The sequence below is a fragment of the Blautia sp. HA8986 genome, assembly GCF_056504635.1.
Genome location: NZ_JBWLUQ010000001.1, coordinates 1,132,681 through 1,155,668, shown reverse-complemented (window position 1 = coordinate 1,155,668; position 22,988 = coordinate 1,132,681). Strand labels below are relative to the sequence as shown.

Annotated in this window: 21 protein-coding genes; 19 read left to right on the top strand and 2 right to left on the bottom strand. The window is 40.1% G+C overall.

From position 1 onward, the window contains the following. Nucleotides 1–282: 282 nt before the first annotated feature. The 7 genes from AC04Q4_RS05320 to AC04Q4_RS05290 all read left to right on the top strand — a co-directional run bounded on the left by AC04Q4_RS05320 (nt 283) and on the right by AC04Q4_RS05290 (nt 7,034). Nucleotides 283–657 carry a GntR family transcriptional regulator gene (locus AC04Q4_RS05320; RefSeq protein WP_476388629.1) on the top strand — a complete coding sequence of 125 codons (375 nt, stop codon included), beginning with the start codon at nt 283–285 and terminating at the stop codon, nt 655–657. Continuing rightward, nucleotides 650–1,549, top strand: coding sequence for an ATP-binding cassette domain-containing protein (locus tag AC04Q4_RS05315; protein ID WP_476388628.1), 900 nt, complete (start codon nt 650–652; stop codon nt 1,547–1,549). Before AC04Q4_RS05320 ends, AC04Q4_RS05315 begins: the two co-directional genes overlap by 8 nt. After that, nucleotides 1,527–3,710 (top strand): DUF6449 domain-containing protein, encoded by a 2,184-nt coding sequence (locus AC04Q4_RS05310; protein WP_476388627.1) that lies wholly within the window; start codon nt 1,527–1,529, stop codon nt 3,708–3,710. The genes AC04Q4_RS05315 and AC04Q4_RS05310 overlap by 23 nt, the downstream gene beginning before the upstream one ends. Then, entirely contained in the window at nt 3,710–4,477 is a 768-nt protein-coding gene (locus AC04Q4_RS05305) for a pseudouridine synthase (RefSeq protein WP_476388626.1), read from the top strand. The genes AC04Q4_RS05310 and AC04Q4_RS05305 overlap by 1 nt, the downstream gene beginning before the upstream one ends. 179 nt (nt 4,478–4,656) lie before the next feature. After that, the gene (gene rpsB / locus AC04Q4_RS05300; RefSeq protein ID WP_476388625.1) at nt 4,657–5,400 is read left to right on the top strand and encodes a 30S ribosomal protein S2; all 744 of its coding nucleotides are present in this window, start codon (nt 4,657–4,659) and stop codon (nt 5,398–5,400) included. Between the two features lie 36 nt (nt 5,401–5,436). After that, nucleotides 5,437–6,375 carry a translation elongation factor Ts gene (tsf, locus tag AC04Q4_RS05295; RefSeq protein ID WP_476388624.1) on the top strand — a complete coding sequence of 313 codons (939 nt, stop codon included), beginning with the start codon at nt 5,437–5,439 and terminating at the stop codon, nt 6,373–6,375. A gap of 320 nt (nt 6,376–6,695) precedes the next feature. Further along, on the top strand, nt 6,696–7,034 hold the full coding sequence (locus AC04Q4_RS05290; protein ID WP_476389083.1) for a type IIL restriction-modification enzyme MmeI: 339 nt from the start codon (nt 6,696–6,698) through the stop codon (nt 7,032–7,034). A 23-nt stretch (nt 7,035–7,057) separates the two neighbouring features. On the opposite strand, the gene AC04Q4_RS05285 is transcribed toward AC04Q4_RS05290, so the two are convergent. After that, nucleotides 7,058–7,507 (bottom strand): Rrf2 family transcriptional regulator, encoded by a 450-nt coding sequence (locus AC04Q4_RS05285; protein ID WP_476388623.1) that lies wholly within the window; start codon nt 7,505–7,507, stop codon nt 7,058–7,060. Nucleotides 7,508–7,815: 308 nt separating this feature from the next. On the opposite strand from AC04Q4_RS05285, the gene AC04Q4_RS05280 reads away from it, so the two are divergent. Continuing rightward, a complete protein-coding gene (locus AC04Q4_RS05280) occupies nt 7,816–8,442 on the top strand; it encodes a DUF3786 domain-containing protein (RefSeq protein WP_476388622.1) in 627 nt (208 codons plus the stop codon). Here AC04Q4_RS05280 and AC04Q4_RS05275 read toward each other — a convergent pair. Beyond that, a complete protein-coding gene (locus tag AC04Q4_RS05275; RefSeq protein ID WP_195456740.1) occupies nt 8,364–9,011 on the bottom strand; it encodes a TetR/AcrR family transcriptional regulator in 648 nt (215 codons plus the stop codon). The genes AC04Q4_RS05280 and AC04Q4_RS05275 overlap by 79 nt on opposite strands. 168 nt (nt 9,012–9,179) lie before the next feature. Between AC04Q4_RS05275 and AC04Q4_RS05270 the strand changes: the two genes are divergently transcribed. The 11 genes from AC04Q4_RS05270 to AC04Q4_RS05220 all read left to right on the top strand — a co-directional run bounded on the left by AC04Q4_RS05270 (nt 9,180) and on the right by AC04Q4_RS05220 (nt 22,928). After that, the gene (locus AC04Q4_RS05270) at nt 9,180–9,950 is read left to right on the top strand and encodes an ATP-binding protein (protein ID WP_119241029.1); all 771 of its coding nucleotides are present in this window, start codon (nt 9,180–9,182) and stop codon (nt 9,948–9,950) included. Between the two features lie 85 nt (nt 9,951–10,035). Next, the gene (locus AC04Q4_RS05265) at nt 10,036–10,968 is read left to right on the top strand and encodes an AAA family ATPase (RefSeq protein ID WP_173737193.1); all 933 of its coding nucleotides are present in this window, start codon (nt 10,036–10,038) and stop codon (nt 10,966–10,968) included. A gap of 6 nt (nt 10,969–10,974) precedes the next feature. After that, nucleotides 10,975–12,792: a cobaltochelatase CobT-related protein gene (locus AC04Q4_RS05260; protein WP_476388621.1), complete on the top strand. Its 1,818-nt coding sequence runs from the start codon at nt 10,975–10,977 to the stop codon at nt 12,790–12,792. A gap of 16 nt (nt 12,793–12,808) precedes the next feature. Further along, nucleotides 12,809–12,994 carry a hypothetical protein gene (locus AC04Q4_RS05255; protein WP_173737195.1) on the top strand — a complete coding sequence of 62 codons (186 nt, stop codon included), beginning with the start codon at nt 12,809–12,811 and terminating at the stop codon, nt 12,992–12,994. A gap of 31 nt (nt 12,995–13,025) precedes the next feature. Further along, nucleotides 13,026–13,796 carry an ATP-binding protein gene (locus tag AC04Q4_RS05250; RefSeq protein ID WP_173737196.1) on the top strand — a complete coding sequence of 257 codons (771 nt, stop codon included), beginning with the start codon at nt 13,026–13,028 and terminating at the stop codon, nt 13,794–13,796. 91 nt (nt 13,797–13,887) lie between these two features. Then, complete coding sequence (locus AC04Q4_RS05245) at nt 13,888–14,637, top strand: ATP-binding protein (RefSeq protein WP_119243861.1); 750 nt, start codon at nt 13,888–13,890, stop codon at nt 14,635–14,637. Between the two features lie 202 nt (nt 14,638–14,839). Continuing rightward, entirely contained in the window at nt 14,840–15,544 is a 705-nt protein-coding gene (locus AC04Q4_RS05240; protein ID WP_019162588.1) for a LytR/AlgR family response regulator transcription factor, read from the top strand. A gap of 23 nt (nt 15,545–15,567) precedes the next feature. Continuing rightward, nucleotides 15,568–16,875: a GHKL domain-containing protein gene (locus tag AC04Q4_RS05235; protein WP_476388620.1), complete on the top strand. Its 1,308-nt coding sequence runs from the start codon at nt 15,568–15,570 to the stop codon at nt 16,873–16,875. A gap of 139 nt (nt 16,876–17,014) precedes the next feature. Next, a complete protein-coding gene (locus AC04Q4_RS05230; RefSeq protein ID WP_476388619.1) occupies nt 17,015–19,876 on the top strand; it encodes a glycoside hydrolase family 3 C-terminal domain-containing protein in 2,862 nt (953 codons plus the stop codon). A 26-nt stretch (nt 19,877–19,902) separates the two neighbouring features. Then, nucleotides 19,903–22,341, top strand: a complete 2,439-nt coding sequence (locus AC04Q4_RS05225) for a glycoside hydrolase family 3 C-terminal domain-containing protein (protein WP_476388618.1) — start codon at nt 19,903–19,905, stop codon at nt 22,339–22,341. Continuing rightward, on the top strand, nt 22,338–22,928 hold the full coding sequence (locus tag AC04Q4_RS05220; RefSeq protein ID WP_476388617.1) for a hypothetical protein: 591 nt from the start codon (nt 22,338–22,340) through the stop codon (nt 22,926–22,928). Before AC04Q4_RS05225 ends, AC04Q4_RS05220 begins: the two co-directional genes overlap by 4 nt. Nucleotides 22,929–22,988: the final 60 nt, after the last annotated feature.

The following is a 22,988-nucleotide window of genomic DNA, read 5'->3' as shown; positions in this document are numbered from 1 at the left end:
AACATAAAAAAAAGAATCTGCATCAGAAGGATAAGTGCTTGGAAATTCAGGTACATTTATCTGGCGGCAGATTCTTTTTTTATGAATCAGATGATTTCAATGTTTTAATTACGAAAAATAATAAACAGCGGGTAGGGAAAATGGAACTGTTATGGTAGTTTATATATTTTTTATATTTATTTAAGACCAGGCATATTGTAGTTTAAACTCATACATGCTAATATAAGTGTATTAAAAAGATTAATACACTTAATACACATATTACAGAGAAAGGAGTGTCATATGCTATTCTTGGATTATCAGGACAGGCGGCCGATCTATGAACAGATTTTGGAAAAATTCCGGCTGCTGATCCTGTCGGGGGCAATGGAACCAGATTCCAGAATGCCGTCAGTCCGTCAGTTGGCCATGGAATTGTCAATCAATCCCAATACCATTCAGCGTGCCTATATGGAACTGGAGCAGCAGGGACTGATCTATCCGGTAAAAGGAAGAGGCAGTTTTGTTACAGGCAGCAGCGAGATACGGCGGATCGGAATGGAAGAAATTTTGCGTGAGCTGAGAGAAACGACAGAGAAGTGCAGAACTTTCGGCATAAAAGAAGAGGAAATTATATATGTGATCAGAGAATGCTACAAGGAGGGAGACAATGATTGAGATCAAAAACTGCAGCAAGGCATTCGGGAAAGTGCAGGCAGTAAATCAGGTAAGCATGGATATCGGAGAACATGAAGTGTTCGGACTTATCGGTTCCAATGGAGCAGGAAAGAGCACCCTATTACGTATCATGGCAGGAATCATCTGTCAGGACAGCGGAGAGGTACTGCTCGATGAACAGCCGGTTTTTGAAAATGAGAAGATAAAGGAGCAGTTTTTTTACATACCGGATGATGCCTACATTCCGGCTAACTATACAGCTTCTGATATGACAGAGTATTACAGATGTTTTTACCCGGGATTTCGTCAGGAACAGTTTGAGAAACTGATAAAACAGTTTCATCTGGATAAAAAAAGAAAGATCAGTACTTTTTCCAAAGGAATGAAAAAACAGCTTCTTGTAATACTGGGAATCTGTGCAGGAACGAAATATCTGTACTGCGATGAAACCTTTGACGGACTGGATCCGGTAATGCGCCAGGCAGTAAAGAGCCTTTTTGCATCGGAGATCATGAACCGGGAATTTACACCTGTGATCGCCTCTCATAATCTCCGTGAGCTGGAAGATATCTGTGATCATATCGGCCTTCTTCATAAGGGCGGAATTCTTCTCTCCAGAGATCTGGAAGATATGAAATTTCATATTCATAAGATACAGTGTGTACTTACAGACAAGTCAAAAGAAGAAATGCTGATAAAAGAACTGGACGTTCTTAAGACAGAACATCAGGGTTCTCTTTTACTTCTTACGGTAAGAGGTACAAGAACAGAGATCATGGAGCGCGTTCAGGCGAAAAATCCTCTTTTCTGTGAGATACTTCCACTGACTCTGGAGGAAATTTTTATCAGTGAAACGGAGGTGGCAGGCTATGAAGTCAAAAATTTATTCTAGTGAATATATTAAAAACTCTTCAAAAGGACAGAGGTGGATCCCGGCATTTGCCATGATCGCATTTCTCCTTGCATTTCCGGTAGCGGAACTTATTCTGATGGGAAAATGGAATGAGCGTAGCTACACTCAGAGTCAGCTTGCCTATCTGTATTCAAGCTTGTGGAGCAGTGATTTTCTTACAATGGGAGCGATTGTTGCTGCAGTAACAGCATTTTTGGCTGCAGTAAGCGGATTCTGGTATCTGTATTCTCCAAGAAAAGTGGATTTTTATCACAGCCTTCCGGTAAGGAGAAGTGCACTGTTTTTGCACAGAGTATTACTGGCTGTTCTTTATTATCTGATTCCATATATAATCATGGAATTCGCTGCAGTATGCATCGGAGCAGCCAGAGGATATTACAGCCTCTCCATCATGAAAAAGGCACTGATCCTGTTGGTGCTCCATCTCCTGATGTATCTTCTGGTGTATTTTTCCACAGTGCTGGTGATCGCCTGCACCGGAACCATGCTGATGGGAGCACTTGCATGGGCAGGGCTGTTTACATACAGTATCGTTCTTACAGTGATGCTGCAGATAAGCGGACATTTATTTTTTGATACCTGGTACGAAGGTAGTTACGGGATTCTGGCAGCAGTGCGGGATCTGGGTTCTCCCCTTATGGTGATCGTAAGCTTTATGGATAAATACAGCAGCGGGAACTATGGAAAACAGTTAATGATACTGATTCTTGTGCTGCTTGTGATGGCAGTATTATCATGGATGGCGTTTTGCAGGCGGAGATCAGAAAATACCGGAAAAGCACTGGCATATACCTGGATGGAACCGGTCTTAAGTGCCATGATCACAATACCTTCCGGTCTGGGTATCGGTCTGATCTTTTATATGATCCCGGAAGATTCATCCAAAACAGCATGGTGGATCTTCGGAATGATACTGGGAACGATCCTGGTTCATGGAATTCTGGAAGTGATCTACGAAATGGATTTTCACAGATTTTTCCTCAGAAAAGTGCAGCTTATGATCTTTGGAGGATTCGTGGCAATCTGTGCACTGACCATGAAAATGGATCTTCTGGGATATGACAGTTATTTTCCGGCTTATGACAATCTTCAGGGAGTTGTGGTAAATGTATGCAATCTCTCATATACAGAGCAGCTTTGCAATGTGGAAAAAAAAGAAGACGGAATCTATAAGATCCGGTATACTGCCACCTCAGACAATAGTTCTGGTCTGCTGGATCAGCCGGTGATGAAAAGTAAAGCATTATATAACAGTCTGAAGGATATCAAACTTCAGAATGAAAAAGAAAAAAGATCCGGAAGGCGTATGTATGTACGCTACATAAATAAACAGGGGTTCAGTGTCTGCAGAAGCTATAGTGTATCTTCTGCACAGGCGCAGAATCTTATGGAAGCCCTGTATGATGAGCAGACATGGAAAGAAGACAGATATTCATTTTTCCAGCTGGACAAACAGTATCTGAAAGAGGTCACCGGTACTTTCTGTGACGGAGATATTCAAACATTATTTGAGAAAAATGCAGAGAAGCGTCAGGCGCTGGCAGAGGCGCTGAGAAAGGACATTTTGGAAAACGGCGGTCAGACAGTAAAAGACCAGCCATGTGCAATGCTGATGTTCGATTATACGGGAATTCCGTCAGAAGGCTACATGGATGAAGGGGGAATGAATGTACCGGCTGTGCAGGAAGGAGAGAATGTGTCTACCTCCGTTCTGGTGTATCCGTCATATAAGAGAACACTTGCAATTTTGGAAGAAACAGGATATCCTCTTTCCATGGATGAGCTGCCTGTTGAGTATATTGATGTTTATTACTTCAGCTCCGAAGCTGCCGGCGAAGATGATGAAGCTTTTTCCGACATTGAGTCCACTTCGGATCTTGAAGAAACAGAAAACGGTTATAAAGTCCGTTACGATAAAAAAGAACAGCTGGAAGCCCTGAAAAAATGTATCCGTCCATCACAGCTGGTAAATGGATGGACTATCTGGAATGCAGATGCCACAATGGAAGTGGTTCTGGAAGGACAGGAGAGTACTGGCGAGGATTCCGGACTTTATATGACATTTGCCGGTGAGATCCCGGATTTTATCAGAGCAGATGCAAAGGCAGCCCATGTAACAGAATGGGAGGTAAATGATTAATGGAAAAACCAGTCCGGCTGGATAAATTTCTGGCAGATGCCGGCGCAGGTACAAGAAGCGAGGTAAAAAAATACATACAGAAGGGGCAGGTGCAGGTTAACGGGAAACCTGTGAAGAAACCGGAGCTGAAAGTAACAGGAGAAGATCAGGTGGTTATGAACGGGCAGGAGATCCATGCTGCACCGGAATATGTATACTATCTTTTTAACAAACCGGCAGGCTGTGTCAGCGCAACGGAGGACTCCAGAGATAAAACGGTTCTTGACTATATTGAAGAGAAGGACAGAAGAAAGGGACTTTTTCCTGTGGGACGTCTGGATAAAGATACAGAAGGTTTTCTTCTGATCACAGACGACGGTCCTCTGGCACATGAGCTTCTTTCCCCGAAAAAGCACGTAGATAAGACCTACTATGCAAAAGTATCCGGGAAAGTGACAGAAGAAGACGCTGCAAGGCTCGCAGAAGGCGTGGATATCGGGGAAAAGGATCTCACACGTCCGGCAAGGCTGGAGATCCTTTCTACCTGGGAGTCTGGTACGGAATCTGCAGAAGCTGGTAAGAACTGGGAATCTGAGATCCGACTTACCATTCACGAGGGAAAATTCCATCAGGTAAAACGGATGATGGAGGCATTAGGAAAAAAAGTGACTTATCTGAAAAGACTATCTATGGGACCGCTGGCGCTTCCTTCAGATCTTCCGACAGGAAAATACCGTCCGCTCACCGAAAAAGAACTGGAGCTTCTGAAATCTGCCGGAAACAGCTGAAAAACAGAAAAAAATTGGAAAAATCCCCTTTACATAAGGGGATTTCCTATGCTATAATTCAGAAGTTGCAAAAATAAGCACGCACGGCGATTCTGTAAGGATGGTGCCCTACGGTGTGAGGATGGGTCCAGAGAGAAGGCGACCTGTGCGGAAGAATTTAACCAAAAAGGAGAAAAGACATGAGCGTTATTTCAATGAAGCAGCTTTTAGAGGCAGGTGTTCATTTCGGACATCAGACAAGAAGATGGAACCCTAAAATGGCTCCGTACATCTACACAGAGAGAAATGGTATCTATATCATCGATCTTCAGCAGTCTGTAGGAATGGTTGACGATGCTTACAATGCAGTAGCAGATATCGTTGCCAACGGTGGACACATCCTTTTCGTAGGAACTAAGAAACAGGCTCAGGATGCTATCCGTACAGAGGCAGAGCGTTGTGGCGAGTTCTATGTAAATGAGAGATGGCTTGGTGGTATGCTTACAAACTTCAAGACAATCCAGAGCCGTATCGCAAGACTGAAAGAGATCGAGACAATGGAAGCAGACGGAACATTTGACGTACTTCCTAAGAAAGAGGTTATCGAGCTTCGCAAAGAGCTTGTTAAGCTTCAGAAGAACCTTGGCGGTATCAAAGAGATGAAGAGAATCCCGGATGCTATCTTTATCGTAGATCCTAAGAAAGAGAGAATCTGCGTACAGGAGGCTCATACACTTGGTATCCCGCTTATCGGTATCTGCGATACTAACTGTGATCCGGAAGAGCTTGACTATGTGATCCCGGGAAATGACGATGCTATCCGTGCAGTAAAACTCATCGTTTCCAAGATGGCTGACGCTGTTATCGAGGCTAAGCAGGGAACTGCTGAGACAGATGGCGAGATCGAGGCTGAGTCTGAGGAGTTTGCAGCTACAGAGGAATAATTCGTATAAACAGAATATTTCAGGAGGAAACGAACAATGGCTATTACAGCAGCACAGGTAAAAGAGTTAAGAGAGATGACCGGCGCCGGAATGATGGATTGTAAGAAAGCTCTTACAGCTACAGACGGTGATATGGATAAAGCAGTTGAGTTCCTGCGTGAGAAGGGCCTTGCTACAGCACAGAAGAAAGCAAGCCGTATCGCAGCAGAGGGTCTTTGCAAAACTCTGGTAACAGAGGATGGAAAGAAAGCAGTCGTTGTTGAGGTTAATGCTGAGACAGACTTCGTTGCAAAGAATGAGAAGTTCCAGAGCTATGTTGCAGATGTTGCAGCACAGGCACTTAACACAACAGCAGCTGATATCGATGCTTTCCTTGCTGAGGCATGGGCACTTGATACAACTAAGACTGTAAAAGAGGCTCTTGCAGCTCAGATCGCAGTAATCGGCGAGAACATGAACATCCGTAGATTTGCTCAGGTTGAGGAGCAGAACGGATTCATCGCTTCCTACACTCATATGGGTGGAAAGATCGGCGTTCTTGTAGACGTTGAGACAGATGTTGTTAACGATGCTGTTAAAGAGATGGCTAAGAACGTAGCTATGCAGATCGCAGCTCTGAAACCGCAGTACACAAGCGACAAGGAAGTAAGTGCTGACTACATTGAGCATGAGAAAGAGATCCTTATGGCTCAGATCCAGAACGATCCGAAGGAGTCCCAGAAACCGGCTAAGGTTATCGAGGGAATGATCACAGGACGTATCAAGAAAGAGCTCAAAGAGATCTGCCTTCTTGACCAGACATACGTAAAAGCAGAGGACGGAAAACAGTCCGTTGCCAAATACGTAGAGCAGGTAGCAAAAGAGAACGGCGCTAAGATCCAGATCAAAGGCTTCGTTCGCTACGAGACAGGCGATGGTCTTGAGAAGAAAGAAGAGAACTTCGCTGAGGAAGTTGCAAAACAGATGGGTAAATAATCCATTAACTTAAGTTTTCATTATATTATTTTAATAAGTCTGAATTTAAGTATTTAAAGGCTCTGAAAGCCTTATAAACACTACGTTTCACAGTGATTATAAGGTCTTCGGGGCTTTTTTCTATATTTTTCTAAAAAAGTCCTAAATACCGCCAAGCATCGCTGGAAATCACCAAGAATTTCCTCAAATTGAGTATTGAGTAAGGAAAAACTGAGTAAAAGCAAAGACTTGCAATCTTCAGCGAAGTTACTCAAATTATCAGCGGTTTCATCAGATTACCATAATTTCAAAAATCAAATTATTAACTTAAAAACTAATCTATATACCATGATTATCTGGAAGGGTTTGATACAAGGCACATGAGAAAAGCTGTGATTGAGCTGTTCCAGGTGCCTGATACAAAACCAGAAGACAGAGATCCATATATGGAAGAATTTCTGGCACAGTTCCCATATGTAAATGGTGGGTTGTTTGCAAATGAAGATATTGAAATTCCACAGTTTACGGATGAAATCAGAAATCTTTTACTGGAAAAAGCATCAGCAGATAACGGTTCAGAGAACAAAGAGACCAGCTTCCTTTTGGCGTTAATACAGGATCAATTAAAAATTATTTTCCACTATAACATAAAAAAAATGGTGGCATTTCGTATCTGCTGAAGGTACATAAGAATATTCTCCTGTCATATAATGTTCTGTAAATCAATCTGCATGGATGTTCGCTGATAATAGGTATTTATGATGTCCTGTAAAGTAATCGTACTCATTTTTTCTTCGGCAGCCTTTTGAATTTCATTATAGAATTCCTGTAAAGACAACTGAATATTAATGCCAACGCCACAATCAGGGTTGGTATGAGTATCTAAATGAAGCAGCGGTTTCTCGCCTTCAACTGCTTTATAAATATCCAGCAATGTAATCTGGTCGGCTGGTTTTGAAAGAGAAGGACGGGCATGTCCGGCTACACTGGTCATAAGTCCGGCTTTTTTTAGTTTTAACATAAGCTGGCGCACAAATCCGGGATTTGTATGTACACTTTCTGCAATTGAGGCACTGGAGAGAGATTTTTCCTGGTTGATAGAAATCAGAATCATCACATGAACAGTATCACTTAATTTCGTTGAATATTTCATGATAAGAAACTCCTTGTAGTATGATATAATGATTTTGCTTTCACATTTTTGAGACAAAATATTTCTGGTTTGTTAAAAACATCTCAAGTTCTCAACAGTTCTTTTCAATGTGTTGAGAACTTGTACATATTCTTTATTTTGATGATTGTAAATAATATAATTACAACTATAATGAAATTTAAAGGAAAAGTCAATACAGGAATAAAACTTACGGAGGATTGTCTAATATGTTGATCGCAGGCAAGTTAAAAGGAAATATAGACATTGATTATTACATGATGCGATAAAATATTTACAAAGGAGAACTTATGGAATACAAAAATCAAACAGAAAATCGTGCATTTCAGGAAATGTTGCAGGCAGCAGTAAAACGGCTGCAAAATCGTTCCGGAGAGGAGATTGCTGCAAAAAGCGGGACTGTTTTTCGTAGCAGCCGAAATGTACTTGAGATAATGAGTTTTTATGAAACGATTGAAATTCAACTTCCTGAATTCTATATTAACTCAGACATAGATGAATGGCATTATCTGACATTGTTGCATTATCTGGATATGGCCGATGGCACAGAGGGCTCACAGAAGCTCATTACTTTTGGTAACCTGAAAGATGGATTGATACGGGGAACCAAGTTTGACCGGACAGCAGAGCAGAAACTGGAAAAACTCTTACAGGGCAAAGATCCTGAAAAAATTAAAAAAGCATGTAAAAGCCTGGGTGCAGAATTCACAGAGACAAAGGCGGATCTGTGTGCTGTTTTTCCAGTTCTGCCAAGATATCCGGTAACTTTAAAGATATGGTTTGCGGATGAAGAATTTCCTGCATCTGGAAAACTATTTCTTCAAGATCATGCCGATCATTATCTGAGTGTAGAAGATGCAGTAACAGTCGGAGAAATCTTGCTGCAAAAATTATCGGAAGCATTTTCTTCCCTCTGATCATGGATCAGAAAACTTTCCAGTCCGGCTTTGATAAATTTGTCAATGGTTGTCTGAATCTGTTGCCAGTCATTACAGTGATTGCGGAGCATCAGTCTGTTGATGGAAAGGCAGCCATTCATTTGAAAATAAAAAACCGATTCTGCCTGCTCAAAGGTCAGGAGGCTGTGTGACATAAGCCAGGTCACATAGCCTTCTTTTGTATTTTCTGCTAATTTTTCCAGAAGAATGGGGGCAATTGCATCATCCAGAAACAGTGCCCTGTATTGTGATTCCATCTGTATTTTCTGACAGAACGGATAGGAACAGCTTTTTTGATTTAGACAGAATAAATGATCTACAGTTGTTAACATATCCTGAGTCATATCATTAAAAATATCTGATAATACATCATGGACATCGTAGTAATGAAGATAAAAAGTGCCACGGTTGATTTCAGCATTTTTGCAGATCTCTGTAACTGTAATTTTCGTAAAACTTTTCTGCTCTAACAATTCTAAGAACGTATCTTTTATGGTTTGCCTGGTATAGCGGGTACGGCGATCTTGTTTTCTCGTTTTTTCTGACATTATATACTCCTGTATTATTTGGTATCATATGATTTCTCAACAATTTTTCTGATGTGTTGAGTAGCCATACAAATCTCACAGATTGATTATTGTAATTCATATAGTAACAACTATAATGAGATTTAAAGAAAAAGTCAACATATTGTTCAGAATTTTAGGAGGAAAAACATGGGACATGTAATTGCAGTATCAGGAAAAGGCGGCGTAGGAAAAACAACTCTTTGTGGATTATTGATCCAGTATTTGTGTGAAAGTGGGAAATGTCCGGTTCTGGCCGTGGATGCAGATGCGAATGCCAATTTAAATGAAGTACTTGGTGTGGAGCCGGAGATCACACTTGGGGAGCTGAGAGAAGAAATTGAGCGGGCAGGCGTAGACCCACGATATCAGATTCCCTCCGGTATGACAAAACAGGCATATCTGGAAATGCGTCTTTCTGATGCGATTGCAGAAGAAGACGATTATGATCTGATGGTAATGGGACGAACCCAGGGACAGGGCTGCTATTGCTTTGTAAATGGTCTTGTGCAGACCCAGGTTCAGAAACTGCAAAGCCATTATCCATATATTGTGGTTGATAACGAAGCAGGTATGGAACATATCAGCAGAGGAATCCTGCCAATGATGGAAGTTGCGATTCTTGTAAGTGACTGTTCCAGAAGAGGTGTTCAGGCAGCCGGACGTATTGCAAAGCTGATGAAGGAGTTAAACTTTAAACCACAGAAAACTGGATTAATCGTGAATCGTGTTCCAGATGGAAAACTGGATGCCGGAACTCTGGAAGAAATCCGAAATCAGGGACTGGAACTGTTAGGGGTTGTACCACATGATGACCAGGTATATCAGTATGACTGTGCTGGAAAGCCGATCATACGGCTTCCGAAAGATTCTCCTGTAAGAAGTGCACTGGGAGAAATTGTAAAGAAGTTAGGATTGTGAGTTGGAGGATTGAAAGTTTGAAGATTGAGTAAACAGAAATATTATCTGATTTGGTATAACCAATTGCAAAGAAAGGAATATCTTCATGAGAAATCATTGGACAGAAATAGAAAAATATTTAGAAGATCAGAAGATAGCGCAGGAACTGATTGGAGAACTGAGAGATTTTCACATGCGTTATGAGGTAGAGGATCAGGTAAAGGAACGGGTAGAAAAACCGGATATCCTATTTTATGGGAAAAAGATTCTGGAAATGTCAATAGCAGCGCTTCTTCAGGGAGATAACCTGTTACTTTCCGGTGCGAAAGCTACAGGAAAAAATGTACTATGTGAGACACTGGCATGGATATTTGGAAGACCGGAATACGACATTTCTTTTCATGTAAATACAGACAGTGCCGATCTGATTGGAACGGATACCTTTATAAATAATGAGGTTCGCCTTCGGAAAGGCCCCATCTACCAATGCGCGGAATTTGGAGGATTTGGAATCCTGGACGAAATCAATATGGCAAAAAATGATGCGGTTTCTGTACTGCATGCCACACTGGATCATCGGCGCAGAATCGATATTCCAGGATATAACAGGATTTTACTTCATCCGGCAACACGATTTATCGGTACGATGAATTATGGTTACGCAGGTACCAGAGAGCTAAATGAAGCATTGGTTTCAAGGTTTATGGTAATTGATATGCCTGAAATGGATGAGGATAGTGTCCTTTTTGTATTAAGACAACATTTTCCAGATGGGAAAAAAAGTGCGCTGAAAGCTTTTGCAGGACTGTTTCTGGATTTGCAGATCAAAGCTTATCATGGAGAAATCTCAACAAAATCTCTTGACCTGAGAGGATTGGTTTCTGCTGTAAAAGCAACAAAAAGCGGACTTTCTCCAATTGATGCAATCCAGATGGGAATCATAAATAAAAGTTTTGATGTATTTGAAAAAGAGATCATAGAAGATGTGGTTTCTACCAGAATCCCATCTTCCTGGACCGGAAAAGACATATGGGGGTAAACTTGTATGGAGGATGTCAGATGGCCGGCGGAACAACTGGAAGAACATCGTCTGGAGATCAGCAATCGTATCAGAAATCTTTTTTGGACAGTCAGTGGTGATTATGATATGGAATTTGAACCGGACACAGAAAAATATGTTTACTCAAAACAAACGGTTCTGTATGAGGCAGTGAAGCAGGGTGCCTTTGCACGATATTTTGATCAGAAGAAACTTGGCATGTATTTGATGAAAAAATTACATTTTTCTGCTAGCGAAGATATGCTTTTGCCTCTTGCTGGATTATGCATGGATGCTGCAGTGAATCGTTTTATCATTCGAGAACGTTTGGGAACAAAGGAAATCAGAGAACAGGCGTTCAGAGAATTGGAAAAGGCCGAGGAAGAGCAGGTATCAGACAAAGCTGGAACAGACCTGATTCATAGGATTAGGCTTCTGTATATAAGGCATGTTCTGGAGAACACAGACGATGAGGGAGTGGATCCACAGGCAGAGATTTCATTGTACAAGATTCTTTCTCTGAAGGATGCGGAAAATACGGAAGATGTCATAAACGTGATAGATGAGATTTATAATCATGTTCTGGATCCCTCTTTTGAAAAAAAGAATGGAAATCTGGAGAAGATTCTGAATTTACCGGATATGGCATTGGCCAATGACGCGTGGCAGGAATGCATGACGGATGAACAGATGGAAGACATCATTCAAAAATATCTTTCTAATCTCAAAAAAAAGATGATGAGTCTGGATATCAGAAACAAAAAGAAAAAAAGATTTTATTTCTCTCCGGAAAATGAAGAAGTTCCGGAAAGCTCGGAGAATATAAATCCACAGGCAGTGCGACGGATACGGGAATATGTGGAACTGAATTACGGGAAATCGTATCTGAGTGAATCGGAGCAGGCCAGAATCAACCGGAAATTTTGTACAGGAATCCACAAAAACTGTATCCTGTATCTTACAGATGGAATTTTACAGAACCCTGTCATAAAAAATAATCAATACCGTTTTTCTCAGCTGCAGTTTGAAAAAAATAAAGCCTATTATGGAAATAATCACTGGATCATCAAAAGAAATATTTCTGTGTTGGCAGAGTCACTGAAACGGGCATTTATAATCCGAAAGGATGATTCTGTCAGCAGATCTGATGCAGGGCAGCTTGTTCCTGAAAGGTTATGGAAAATTGGAAGAACAGACGATGACAAGTTATTTAATAGAAAAAAGAGATCAGAAGATTCTGAGTTTGTAATAGATGTCCTGATTGATTCCAGTGGTTCCCAAGCTGGCAGACAGGCTCAGGTAGCGGCGCAGGGATATATTATCAGTGAAGCATTAAGCCAGGCAGGAATTCCTCATCGGGTGACAGGATACTGTGCTTTCTGGGGATATACAGTACTTCAGAGATTTCGGGATTATGAAGATCCAAGGGAAACAAATGAAAGAATCTTTCAATTTCGGGCGTATGCCAATAACAGAGATGGGCTTGCACTGAAAACAGTCTCTTCCTCTCTCATGGGGCGACCGGAAAAAAATAAGATTTTAATCGTATTAAGTGATGGAAAACCCTGTGATATGAGCATACAACGACCAGGAACCCGCCAGCCCAAGATCTATGACGGAGAAGGAGCTGTGAAAGATACTGCATATGAGGTGCGTCGGGCCAGAAATCAGGGAATTTTCGTAATTGGTATTTTTGTAGGGAATGAAGAAGAGCTCTCCGTGGAAAAGAGAATCTATGGAAAAGATTTTGCCTATATTCGTAATATCAGCAATTTTTCCCGTATGGTAGGAACTTTTTTGCGAAGACAAATTGATATGGAATGAAAATGGAGGAATCACTATGGGTAAAATTGAATTTGCCAATTGCCAGGATGTAAGAAATCAGAAAAAGATACAGGAATTAGATTGTCCACGCTGTCATGAACCGGGAGGCATTGAAGTCTTTGTGAAAGACGGGATACTTGCAGAGGATGGAGTATGTGATAACTGCGGATATATTCTTCCAGAAGGAACAGAACTGGAGTAAGTGGAGTAAGAAGCATTTAAGGAGATAAGAGATGAAAATTGCTGTAACTGGAAAAGGCGGAGTAGGAAAAACTACGATATCTGCAGTATTAGCACGGCTGTATGCAGAAGAAGGGAAAAAAGTATTTGCAGTAGATGTGGATCCAGATGCAAATCTTGGACTTGCACTGGGTTTTTCAGAAGAAGAACTGGAGAGTATTACGCCTATCAGTAAAATGAGAAGGTTAATTGAGGAGAGAACAGGTGCAGATAAAAGTAATACTTTTTATAAAGTCAATCCAAAAGTGGATGATATTCCTGAAACTTACGGAAAAGAAAATAATGGTGTTCGACTTCTGGTTTTGGGAACTGTGGAAACTGCGGGAGGCGGATGTGTATGCCCTGAAAATGTAATGTTGAAACGAATTATTAATAATTTGGTTTTACATAGAGATGATATAGTAATCCTGGACATGGAAGCAGGACTTGAGCATTTAGGACGGGGAACAACGGAAGGAATGGATCAATTTATCGTCGTGATAGAGCCGGGGGCCAGAAGTGTTCAGACTTATAAAAATGTAAAACGTTTGGCAGAAGAATTGGGTGTAAAGGAAGTAAAGGTCATAGCAAATAAAATCAGAAATGATGAAGATGAAAAGTTTGTAAGGTCTAGAATCCCGAAGCAAGATTTTTTGGGATGTGTTCATTATAATGCAGAAGTTATAGAAGCAGACAGAGAAGGAAGATCCCCTTATGGATGCAGCAAGACAGCTACGGATGAAATTCGAGAAATTAAGGAGATATTTGATGTAATGGCAAAATAGACATTATATTAATTTAATTATTTTTCGAAAACAGTTTGAAGCATGGCCATATGTAATGCTTATTATTAAAAAAAAAGGAGTAAATATAGAGATGAAAATAGCAGTTTGCGGAAAAGGTGGATGTGGAAAAAGTACAGTAACCAGCCTTTTGGCTAAGGCTTTAGCCAGACGAGGAAAAGAAATTTTGGTAATTGATTCCGATGAATCTAATTATGGTCTACACCGACAGCTAGGTATGAAGCTTCCCAGAGATTTTACAGACTATTTCGGTGGTAAGCAAAATGTTTTAAATGATATGATGTTATCAAAATTTACTCATCAGTTTTTTGAGGAAACCTGGACTATAGATGATATACCGGAAGATTATTATAGTCTGAAGGACGGTGTAAAACTGATGAGCAGTGGAAAAATTCATCAGGCAAATGAAGGGTGTTCTTGTGCTATGGGAACTGTTATGACTCAATTTATCCAAAATCTCAGGCTTACAGAAGACCAATTTGCACTAATGGATATGGAGGCTGGTATTGAACACTTTGGACGTGGAATTGATAACGGTGTAGATCTGATATTGATAATCATAGATCCATCTTATGAATCCCTGCAGCTTTCCAAAAAAATCGGGGAATTATCGGAAAGTATTCGAAAACCATTTTATTACGTTCTCAATAAAGTAACAAAAGAGAATAAGGAAATGATGTATGAAGCTGTATGGAATTCAAGTCGAGTCGCTGTATCTCTTGGCGCGGATCCTAGTATTATGGGAGAGGGACTGATGGGGAAAGAACTATCAGAAAAACCAGATGCTATTGAAAACTTAACAGAATTTCTACTTTCTATTTAAAGAATGAGGAGATTTACTGTGGATATATGATAAAAGAAAACCAGATTATACAGCTATAATTTGTAATATTACATCCACTTGACGCAAGAAATAAGCAGTGATATACTGAAGCAAAAGTTATTTATAAAATAACAATAAAACCTGGGACTATATTGTGTGATTGAACAGTTACAAAAAATGCAATTCTTGTGGAGGGTATAGGATGATACAGATTGCAATTGTGGAAGATGAAGAAATTTACGTAAAACAATTAACAGAGTATATCCGGAAATATCAAACGGAAAGGGGAAGATCAATAAAGGTTACGGTATTTGGTGATGGCGAAGATATCACTGAGAATTACAGTGGCGGTTTTGACATTATTCTGATGGATATTCAGATGCGGTTCATGGACGGTATGACAGCAGCAGAAAAAATCCGTCAGATGGATCAGAAAGTAATTATTATGTTTATTACAAATATGATTCAATATGCAGTACGTGGATATGAAGTTGATGCAATGGATTATGTAGTAAAACCAGTTGAGTACTTTTCTTTTTCGCAGAAACTGGATAAAGCAGTTGGACGTATGCGCTCTGAGGTTAAAGAATTTCTTACGATTCCGATTGGGGAAGGAGTTGTAAAGATAGATATAGCAGATATCTATTTTATTGAGGGGCAGAGACATAATGTAATTTATCATACTTCGAGAGGAGATTACTGTTCAAGAATTACGATGAAAGAACTCGAAGAAAAACTTGCGGTACATAATTTTTTTCGATGTGCAAAGGGATATCTGGTAAATATGAATCATGTAGAGGGATTTGTTGGTTCTGATTGTGTGATCCATAATGTACATATACCTGTCAGCAGAACCAGAAAAAAAGAATTCATGAATCTGCTTCTGCAAAACCTCAATATGGAATGATTTCATGTGAAATGGAGGATACTATGTTATATCAGGATATTCCAAGAATTTATACGGCAATAGCAGAGTGGGGATCATGTCTGGTTTATCTTTATATCCTAAAAAAAGAAAACATGAAATCTGTACATTTTCTTACAGGCAGTCTTTTCATGTTGGCAATGCAGAGTATTTTTCTGACTTTGACAGGCAGCGTAACTGAAATTTTGTGGATTCCCTGTATGATGATCGCTGCAGGTATGATGTATGGATTTCTTATGGTCGGAGGAAATATGAAGCCTCTGGGAGCGGCTTATTGCTGTGCCCGTGCATTTGTTCTTGCTGAGTTTGCAGCTTCGCTGCAGTGGCAGATGGTATCTATTGTACAGGCATGGGGGAATCAGAGCCTCTGGGTTGAAATTCTGATCACGATGGTTGTTTTTGGAAGCTGCTTTACGATTGATATTTATTTAGAAAAAGATCTTCTGAAGCAGAATTATCTTGAACAGATGACAGTAAAGGAAGTAACAGCGGCGGCAATCATGGCTGTTGCAATCTTTGCTTTTAGTAATCTGAGCTTTTTAAATGAAAATGTACCATTTGCGAGCAGAGAACGTGCAGATATTTTTTCTATCAGAACACTGATCGATTTTGGGGGAATTGCAATCCTGCATGCTTATCAGAGCAGGATCAGTGAGTATGTTGCCGAGAAAGAACTTTCAGTAATGAACGTGATGCTGAAAAGCCAGTATGATCAATACCGAAATTATCAGGACAGCCTGGATCTCATACAAATGAAATACCATGATCTGAAACACCAGATAACGGGACTTCGTGCGGAATCAGATGAAGAAAAACGAAAAAAATGGATTGATTCCATGGAAAATGAAATCGCTGCTTTTGAAAATATAAGCAGAACGGGGAATCAGGTACTTGATACGATTTTGGCAGCTAAGATTTTCCATTGTCGAAAAAATCATATACAGATTACCTGTGTGGCAGATGGAAAATTATTGGATCATATGCATGTAACAGATATATGTTCTATATTTGGAAATGCTTTGGATAATGCGATTGAACATGTAATTTTAATTCCAGATCAGGAAAAAAGACTGATCCATCTGACAGTATCCGCTCAAAAAGGATTTGTGTTCATCAAGATAGAGAATTATTGTGAAGCAGAAATTTCCAAAAATGAAGAGGATCTGATTACAACAACAAAAAAGGATAGTAAAAACCATGGTTTTGGATTGAAGAGTATTCGTAAAGCTGTAGAAAAATATGATGGTTCTGTAGTATTTGGAGTACAGCAGAACTGGTTTGAATTAAAGATTCTTTTACCCAGAGTATTGTAATGCTCTGGGTATTTTGTATTTTGTGCCATATTTGCTGCATCTTGTGCCAAAAACGGCACGAAATAATAACCATGTTATAGTAATGCCAACAGGAAATGATACCTGAAAAAGACAAGAGAGTCAAAGGAGGAAAAAGAGAATGATCAGTGTTGAAATGGAAGATGTTCTGGCGGTATTACAATTATGCAAACCGTATATTATCGGTATTATTGCTGCACTTGTAATTGGAATCGTAATTATGATAGCGTGCCGCAGGATGTCCAGGGACAAAAGATTTCTGATAAGAGGGGAAGCTGCAATCGCAATGGTTCTTGCAGTTGTTGTCTGCGTGAATATGATTTGTTTTGGACCAATGGCTACGTTGATTGGACTGGCAACGGGAAATGGAACTTTAAGCGATGAAACAAATGAAGAAGCTGCGGAAGCAGCAGAAGAAATTATGGAAGACGGAATTGTTCTTCTGAAGAATGAAAGGCTGCTTCCTTTAAATGAAACAAAAAAACTGAATATTTTTGGCTGGGAATCTATTAATCCGGCTTACGGAGGAGCTGGTTCCGGTGGAATTAATGATCTGTATGATATTGTCAGTCTGAATCAGGGACTTGAAAATGCCGGATTTTCTATTAACCAGGAACTGGTTGATTTTTATAACAATTATGGTGCAGATAATCCGGAAATGTCTATCCAGAAACAGAGCTGGACATTACCGGAGCCACCTGTAGATACTTACAGTGATGAGCTTATTAAAAGTGCGAAAGAGTATTCTGATGTAGCAGTTGTGGTTCTTTCCAGAAAAGCAGGTGAAGGTCATAATGATATTCCTATGGATGTAAGAAAAGCAGCATATGATAATAATTCAGATGAATATGATGATTTTCCTGAGGGAGAGCATTATTTACAGCTTTCACAAACTGAGAGAGATATGGTGGATATGGTTTGCTCAAACTTTGATAATGTGATTGTGATTTATAATGGAGCAAATCAGTTTGAACTTGGTTTCGCAGATGAATATCCTCAGATTAAATCTGTTGTATGGTGTCCCGGAACGGGAAATGTGGGATTTAATGCACTTGGTAAAGTATTTTCAGGTGAAGTCAATCCTTCCGGAAAAACACCGGATACATTTATTTATGACATGACGACTGCTCCGTGGTGGAATAATGCAGAAAAAACGGAGTATACAAATCTGGCAGATATGGCCGTTGAAGGAATGAACGCAGGAACTGCGCAGGTGTATGCTCCGGCATTTACCAATTATGTGGAAGGCATTTATGTAGGATACAAGTACTATGAAACAGCTGCACAGGAAGGTGCGATTGATTACGATAAGACTGTACAGTATCCATTTGGATATGGTCTGAGTTACACGGAATTTGAACAGAAAATGGGTGAACTGAAAGAAAAAGACGGACAGATTTCTGTAGATGTAGAAGTAACCAATACCGGAGATGTTGCCGGAAAAGATGTAGTAGAAGTGTATTATAAACCGCCATATACAAATGGCGGAATTGAGAAATCTTCTGCAAATCTGATCGAGTTTGCAAAAACAGATCTGCTTCAGCCGGGAGAATCTCAGACTGTTACAGTTACATTCAGTATAGAAGATATGGCCTCTTATGATGAGAATAATGCAAAAGCATATGTTCTTGAAAAAGGCGATTATGTGATTTCTATCAACAGCGATTCACATACTGTGCTGGATCAGAAAACTTATACTGCAGATAAAGATGTAGTATATAAGGGAGAAAATAAAAGAGCATCAGATGATACTGCAGCAACAAATGTATTTGAAGATGCAAAAGGCGATGTGACATATTTATCACGAGCAGATCATTTTGCAAATTATGAAGAGGCTATAGCAGCACCGGCATCTGCAGAGCTGGGTGAGCCATATGTTTCTGAATATCATCTGAACAGCAACTTTGATAAGACTACATACCTCAATGATGAGGATGTAATGCCGACAACGGGAGTAGATAATGGACTTACATTAGCTGATATGCGAGATGCTGATTATGACGATCCTCGTTGGGAAAAACTTCTGGATCAGCTTACTGTTGATGAAATGGCAAATATGATTGCAATGGCTGGTTATCAGACAGCAGCCATGGATTCTGTGGGAAAAGTGGCTACACTTGATTTCGATGGACCAGCAGCAATTAATAACAACTTTACAGGAATTGGTTCTATTGGATTTCCAATTGAAGTTGTGGTTGCTTCCACATGGAATAAGGAACTTGCACAGGCCTGGGGTGAATGCATGGGCAAGATCAGTCAGGAAATGGGTGCAGAGGGCTGGTATGCACCAGGTATGAATACTCATAGAACCGCATTTGGAGCAAGAAACTATGAATACTTTTCAGAAGATGGAGTTCTTGCAGGAAATATGGGAGCAAAAGCAGTAGAAGGAGCAAGAAAATATGGAGTTTATTCTTATATCAAACATTTTGCTCTGTATGAGGGAAATGCAAAGATGGTAAGTGTCTGGTCAAATGAGCAGGCAATCCGGGAAATCTATCTGAAACCATTTGAAATTTCTGTAAAACAGGGTGGCGCAAATGCGGTTATGGTTTCCTGGAGTTTCCTTGGAGATAAATGGACTGGAGAAATCAGTAACCTTATGAATACAGTTCTCAGAGATGAATGGGGATTCAGGGGAATGGCTCTTACAGACTTCTTCCGAAACAATGGTCATGGATTTATGAATGCAGATGCAGCTTTGGCGAATGGAGTAGATGCAATGTTGTCCACATTCAACGGAGAAGAGAACAATGTAGCCAATCCGGAGCATCCAACATCTGTACTTCAGATGAGGAATGCCTGCAAAAATGTCATGTATACAGTTGTAAGCAGCTGGGCTTATGATGGAGAACACGAAGAAACAGGTATGGAAAACTGGAAAAAAGCAGGAATTGGTATCGACATTGTAATAGCACTTTTCATGGCAGGAATGGAAGTACTGGTAATCAGAGGATATAAAAAAAGAAAGAATGCTGAATAAGGATGAAAGTGGGATGGAAAACAGTTATGAAACAGCAAAAATTGGTTGAAAAGATGACAATAGAAGAAAAGGCAGCGATACTCAGTGGAAAAACTGTCTGGCAGACCAGAGAAATTGACAGGCTTTCCATCCCGTCCATCTTTCTTTCAGATGGACCGCATGGAATCAGAAAACAGGCAGGAGCAGGAGACCATCTGGGACTGAATGCATCCTTGAATGCAACTTGTTTTCCCACAGCAGCGACGATAGCAAACAGCTGGAATCAGGATCTGGGGGAAGAGATTGGACAGGCTCTTGGAGAGGAAGCAGCAAGTATGGATGTAAATATCCTGCTTGGTCCGGGATTAAATATTAAAAGAAGCCCATTATGCGGAAGAAATTTTGAATATTTTTCAGAAGATCCATATCTTTCCGGGAAGATGGCAGCGTCATATATTCGTGGAATACAGAGTAAAGGCGTTTATGCCTGCCCGAAGCATCTGGCGGTTAACAGTCAGGAACTTCGGAGAATGGCAATGGACGCAGTTGTTGACGAACGGACATTAAGAGAAATTTATCTGACCGGTTTTGAGATAGCTGTTAAAGAAGGACACGCAAAAGCAATCATGAGCAGTTACAACCAGATTAATGGGATTTATGCTAATGAGGACAAACATCTTTTGACAGATATCCTGCGCAAAGAATGGGGATTTGATGGAATTGTAGTAACAGACTGGGGTGGAAGCAATGACCATGTGAAAGGTGTTGCTGCCGGCTCAAATCTGGAGATGCCGTCCTGTGGGTACGATTCTGCAAGAGAAGTGATTGCTGCTGTCCGAAATGGAAAGCTGAAGGAAGCGGATTTGGATGAAAGAGTTGGAGAACTGGTGGATGCAGTGATGGAACTGACATCAGAGAAGAAGCTTTCAGATAAAAACTTTGACAGAAACGCACATCATCAACTGGCAAGGAAAGCAGCAGCAGAAAGCATGATTCTTCTGAAAAATGAAAAACAGATTCTTCCGCTGGATACCAAAAAATCCATCGCTGTTATTGGAGATTTTGCTTTTTCACCCAGATATCAGGGGGCAGGATCTTCTATGGTCAATCCAACAAAAGTAGAAGATATGTCATCTATTTTGCAACAATATGATCTGAATATTCTGGGGATGACAAGAGGCTATCAGAGAAATGGAGATGTAGATGAGAATGATAGAAAGTTTGCATTAGATTTGTCTATGAACGCGGATATTGTGATTTTCTGCTTTGGTCTTGATGAGATTAGTGAATCAGAAGGACTGGACAGAACCCATATGCGTATTCCACAGGATCAGATAGATCTTCTGCAGGATATCAGTAAAGTGAATGAAAATATTATTGGAATACTGAGTGCAGGATCTGCGATAGAAATGCCATGGCACACCTGCTGCAAAGCGATTTTGCATGGCTATCTGAATGGACAGGCAGGCGCTTCTGCAACATTGGATATTCTGACCGGAAAAGTGAATCCATCAGGAAGACTGGCAGAAACATATCCCATATCTTATGAACAGACACCGGCATTCCGATATTATCCAAGTAATGAGAAAACATCGGAATATCGCGAGAGTGTTTATGTAGGATATCGCTACTATGATACTTCAAAAGTCTGGGTGCAATATCCATTTGGCTTTGGGCTTTCCTATACGGAATTTACATATTCTGATCTTATTATAGAAGAGGATGGAATCAAAGTTTCGGTTACCAATACAGGTGACAGAGATGGAGCTGAGGTTGTTCAGATGTATGTAGGACTTCCTAATGCAATCGTGTTCCGACCGGAAAAAGAACTGAAAGGTTTTGCAAAAGTTTATCTAAAGGTAGGAGAAAGCAGACAGCTCAGGATTCCGTTTGATGATAAGACATTCCGTTATTGGAATATAAAAACGGGACAGTGGGAAATAGAAACAGGAATTTATCAGATTATGGTAGGAGCCAGTGTTGCAGATATTCGTTTAACAGGTATGACCGAGAGAACAGGAAATAGTAAAGGGTATCCGTATAATCCGGCAAAAATGCCTTACTATTATACAGGAATCGTGCAGAAAATATCAGATGAGGAATTTCGTGAACTTCTTGGCCATGAGATACCGAACAGAAGATGGAGTGGAAATCTGGAAATCAATGATGCAATTTGTCAGATGTATTATGCAAAAAGCCGACTTGCAAGACTAATATATAGATGTCTCACAAAAATGAAAAAGAAGAGTGAGGCACAGGGAAAGCCGGATCTGAATATTCTTTTTATTTATAATATGCCGTTTCGGGGGATTGCCAAGATGACCGGTGGGGCAGTTAGTATGGAAATGGTATATGGAATTGTCGATGCTGTGAATGGCCACTTTATGCTTGGGGTAAAAAAAATAATTGGCGGATATTTCAGAAACAGAAGAAATAATAAGAAATATGAAAAATTATTAAAAGGAGCCGGAGGAAAGTGCAGATGAATCATATAAAAAATATATGGAAATGTTTTGAAGAGAAACATTCTGCTATTGCAAAATGGCTTTATCAGATATTCTATTTTGTTATATTCAGTATGGGCGTGACAGTATTCCAGTATCTTGTATTTACATTTTTACCAGGGATTTTGGGAATTGGACTGGCTGGTATAGAGTTTATGTGGCCAAAGTTTTCCATGAATCTGTTTGGAGTAAAATTTACATGGAGTTTGCTGGGGTATAATGTATTGCGTGATGCAACGGGAAATATACTGATCGGTGGTGGACTTGGCTATTTTATCAGTTATGAATTGGGGTCATTTCTTGCACAGTGTATCAATTTTCCACTTCAGAGAAATATTACTTTTAAAAGCCATGGAAATCCTGTATATCAGGCAATTTGGTATTTTGTTGCATGGGTGGTAATTTCACTGATTTGTAATGGATTTAATAATCTGTGGATGCCAGTTGCATCTGCATATGTGGCCCCGGCAGTCTATAACATGCTTGTGACAATTATTACAGGTGGAGTTTCCATGGTGATTTTTTTCTTTGTGTTTAAAATTATTTTCCCGGAGGGGAAGGCTGAATAGAAGAAAATAGCAAGTATGCCTGAAAAATTGTTCCAATTGGTGCAGTTGGTGGCAGCAAGG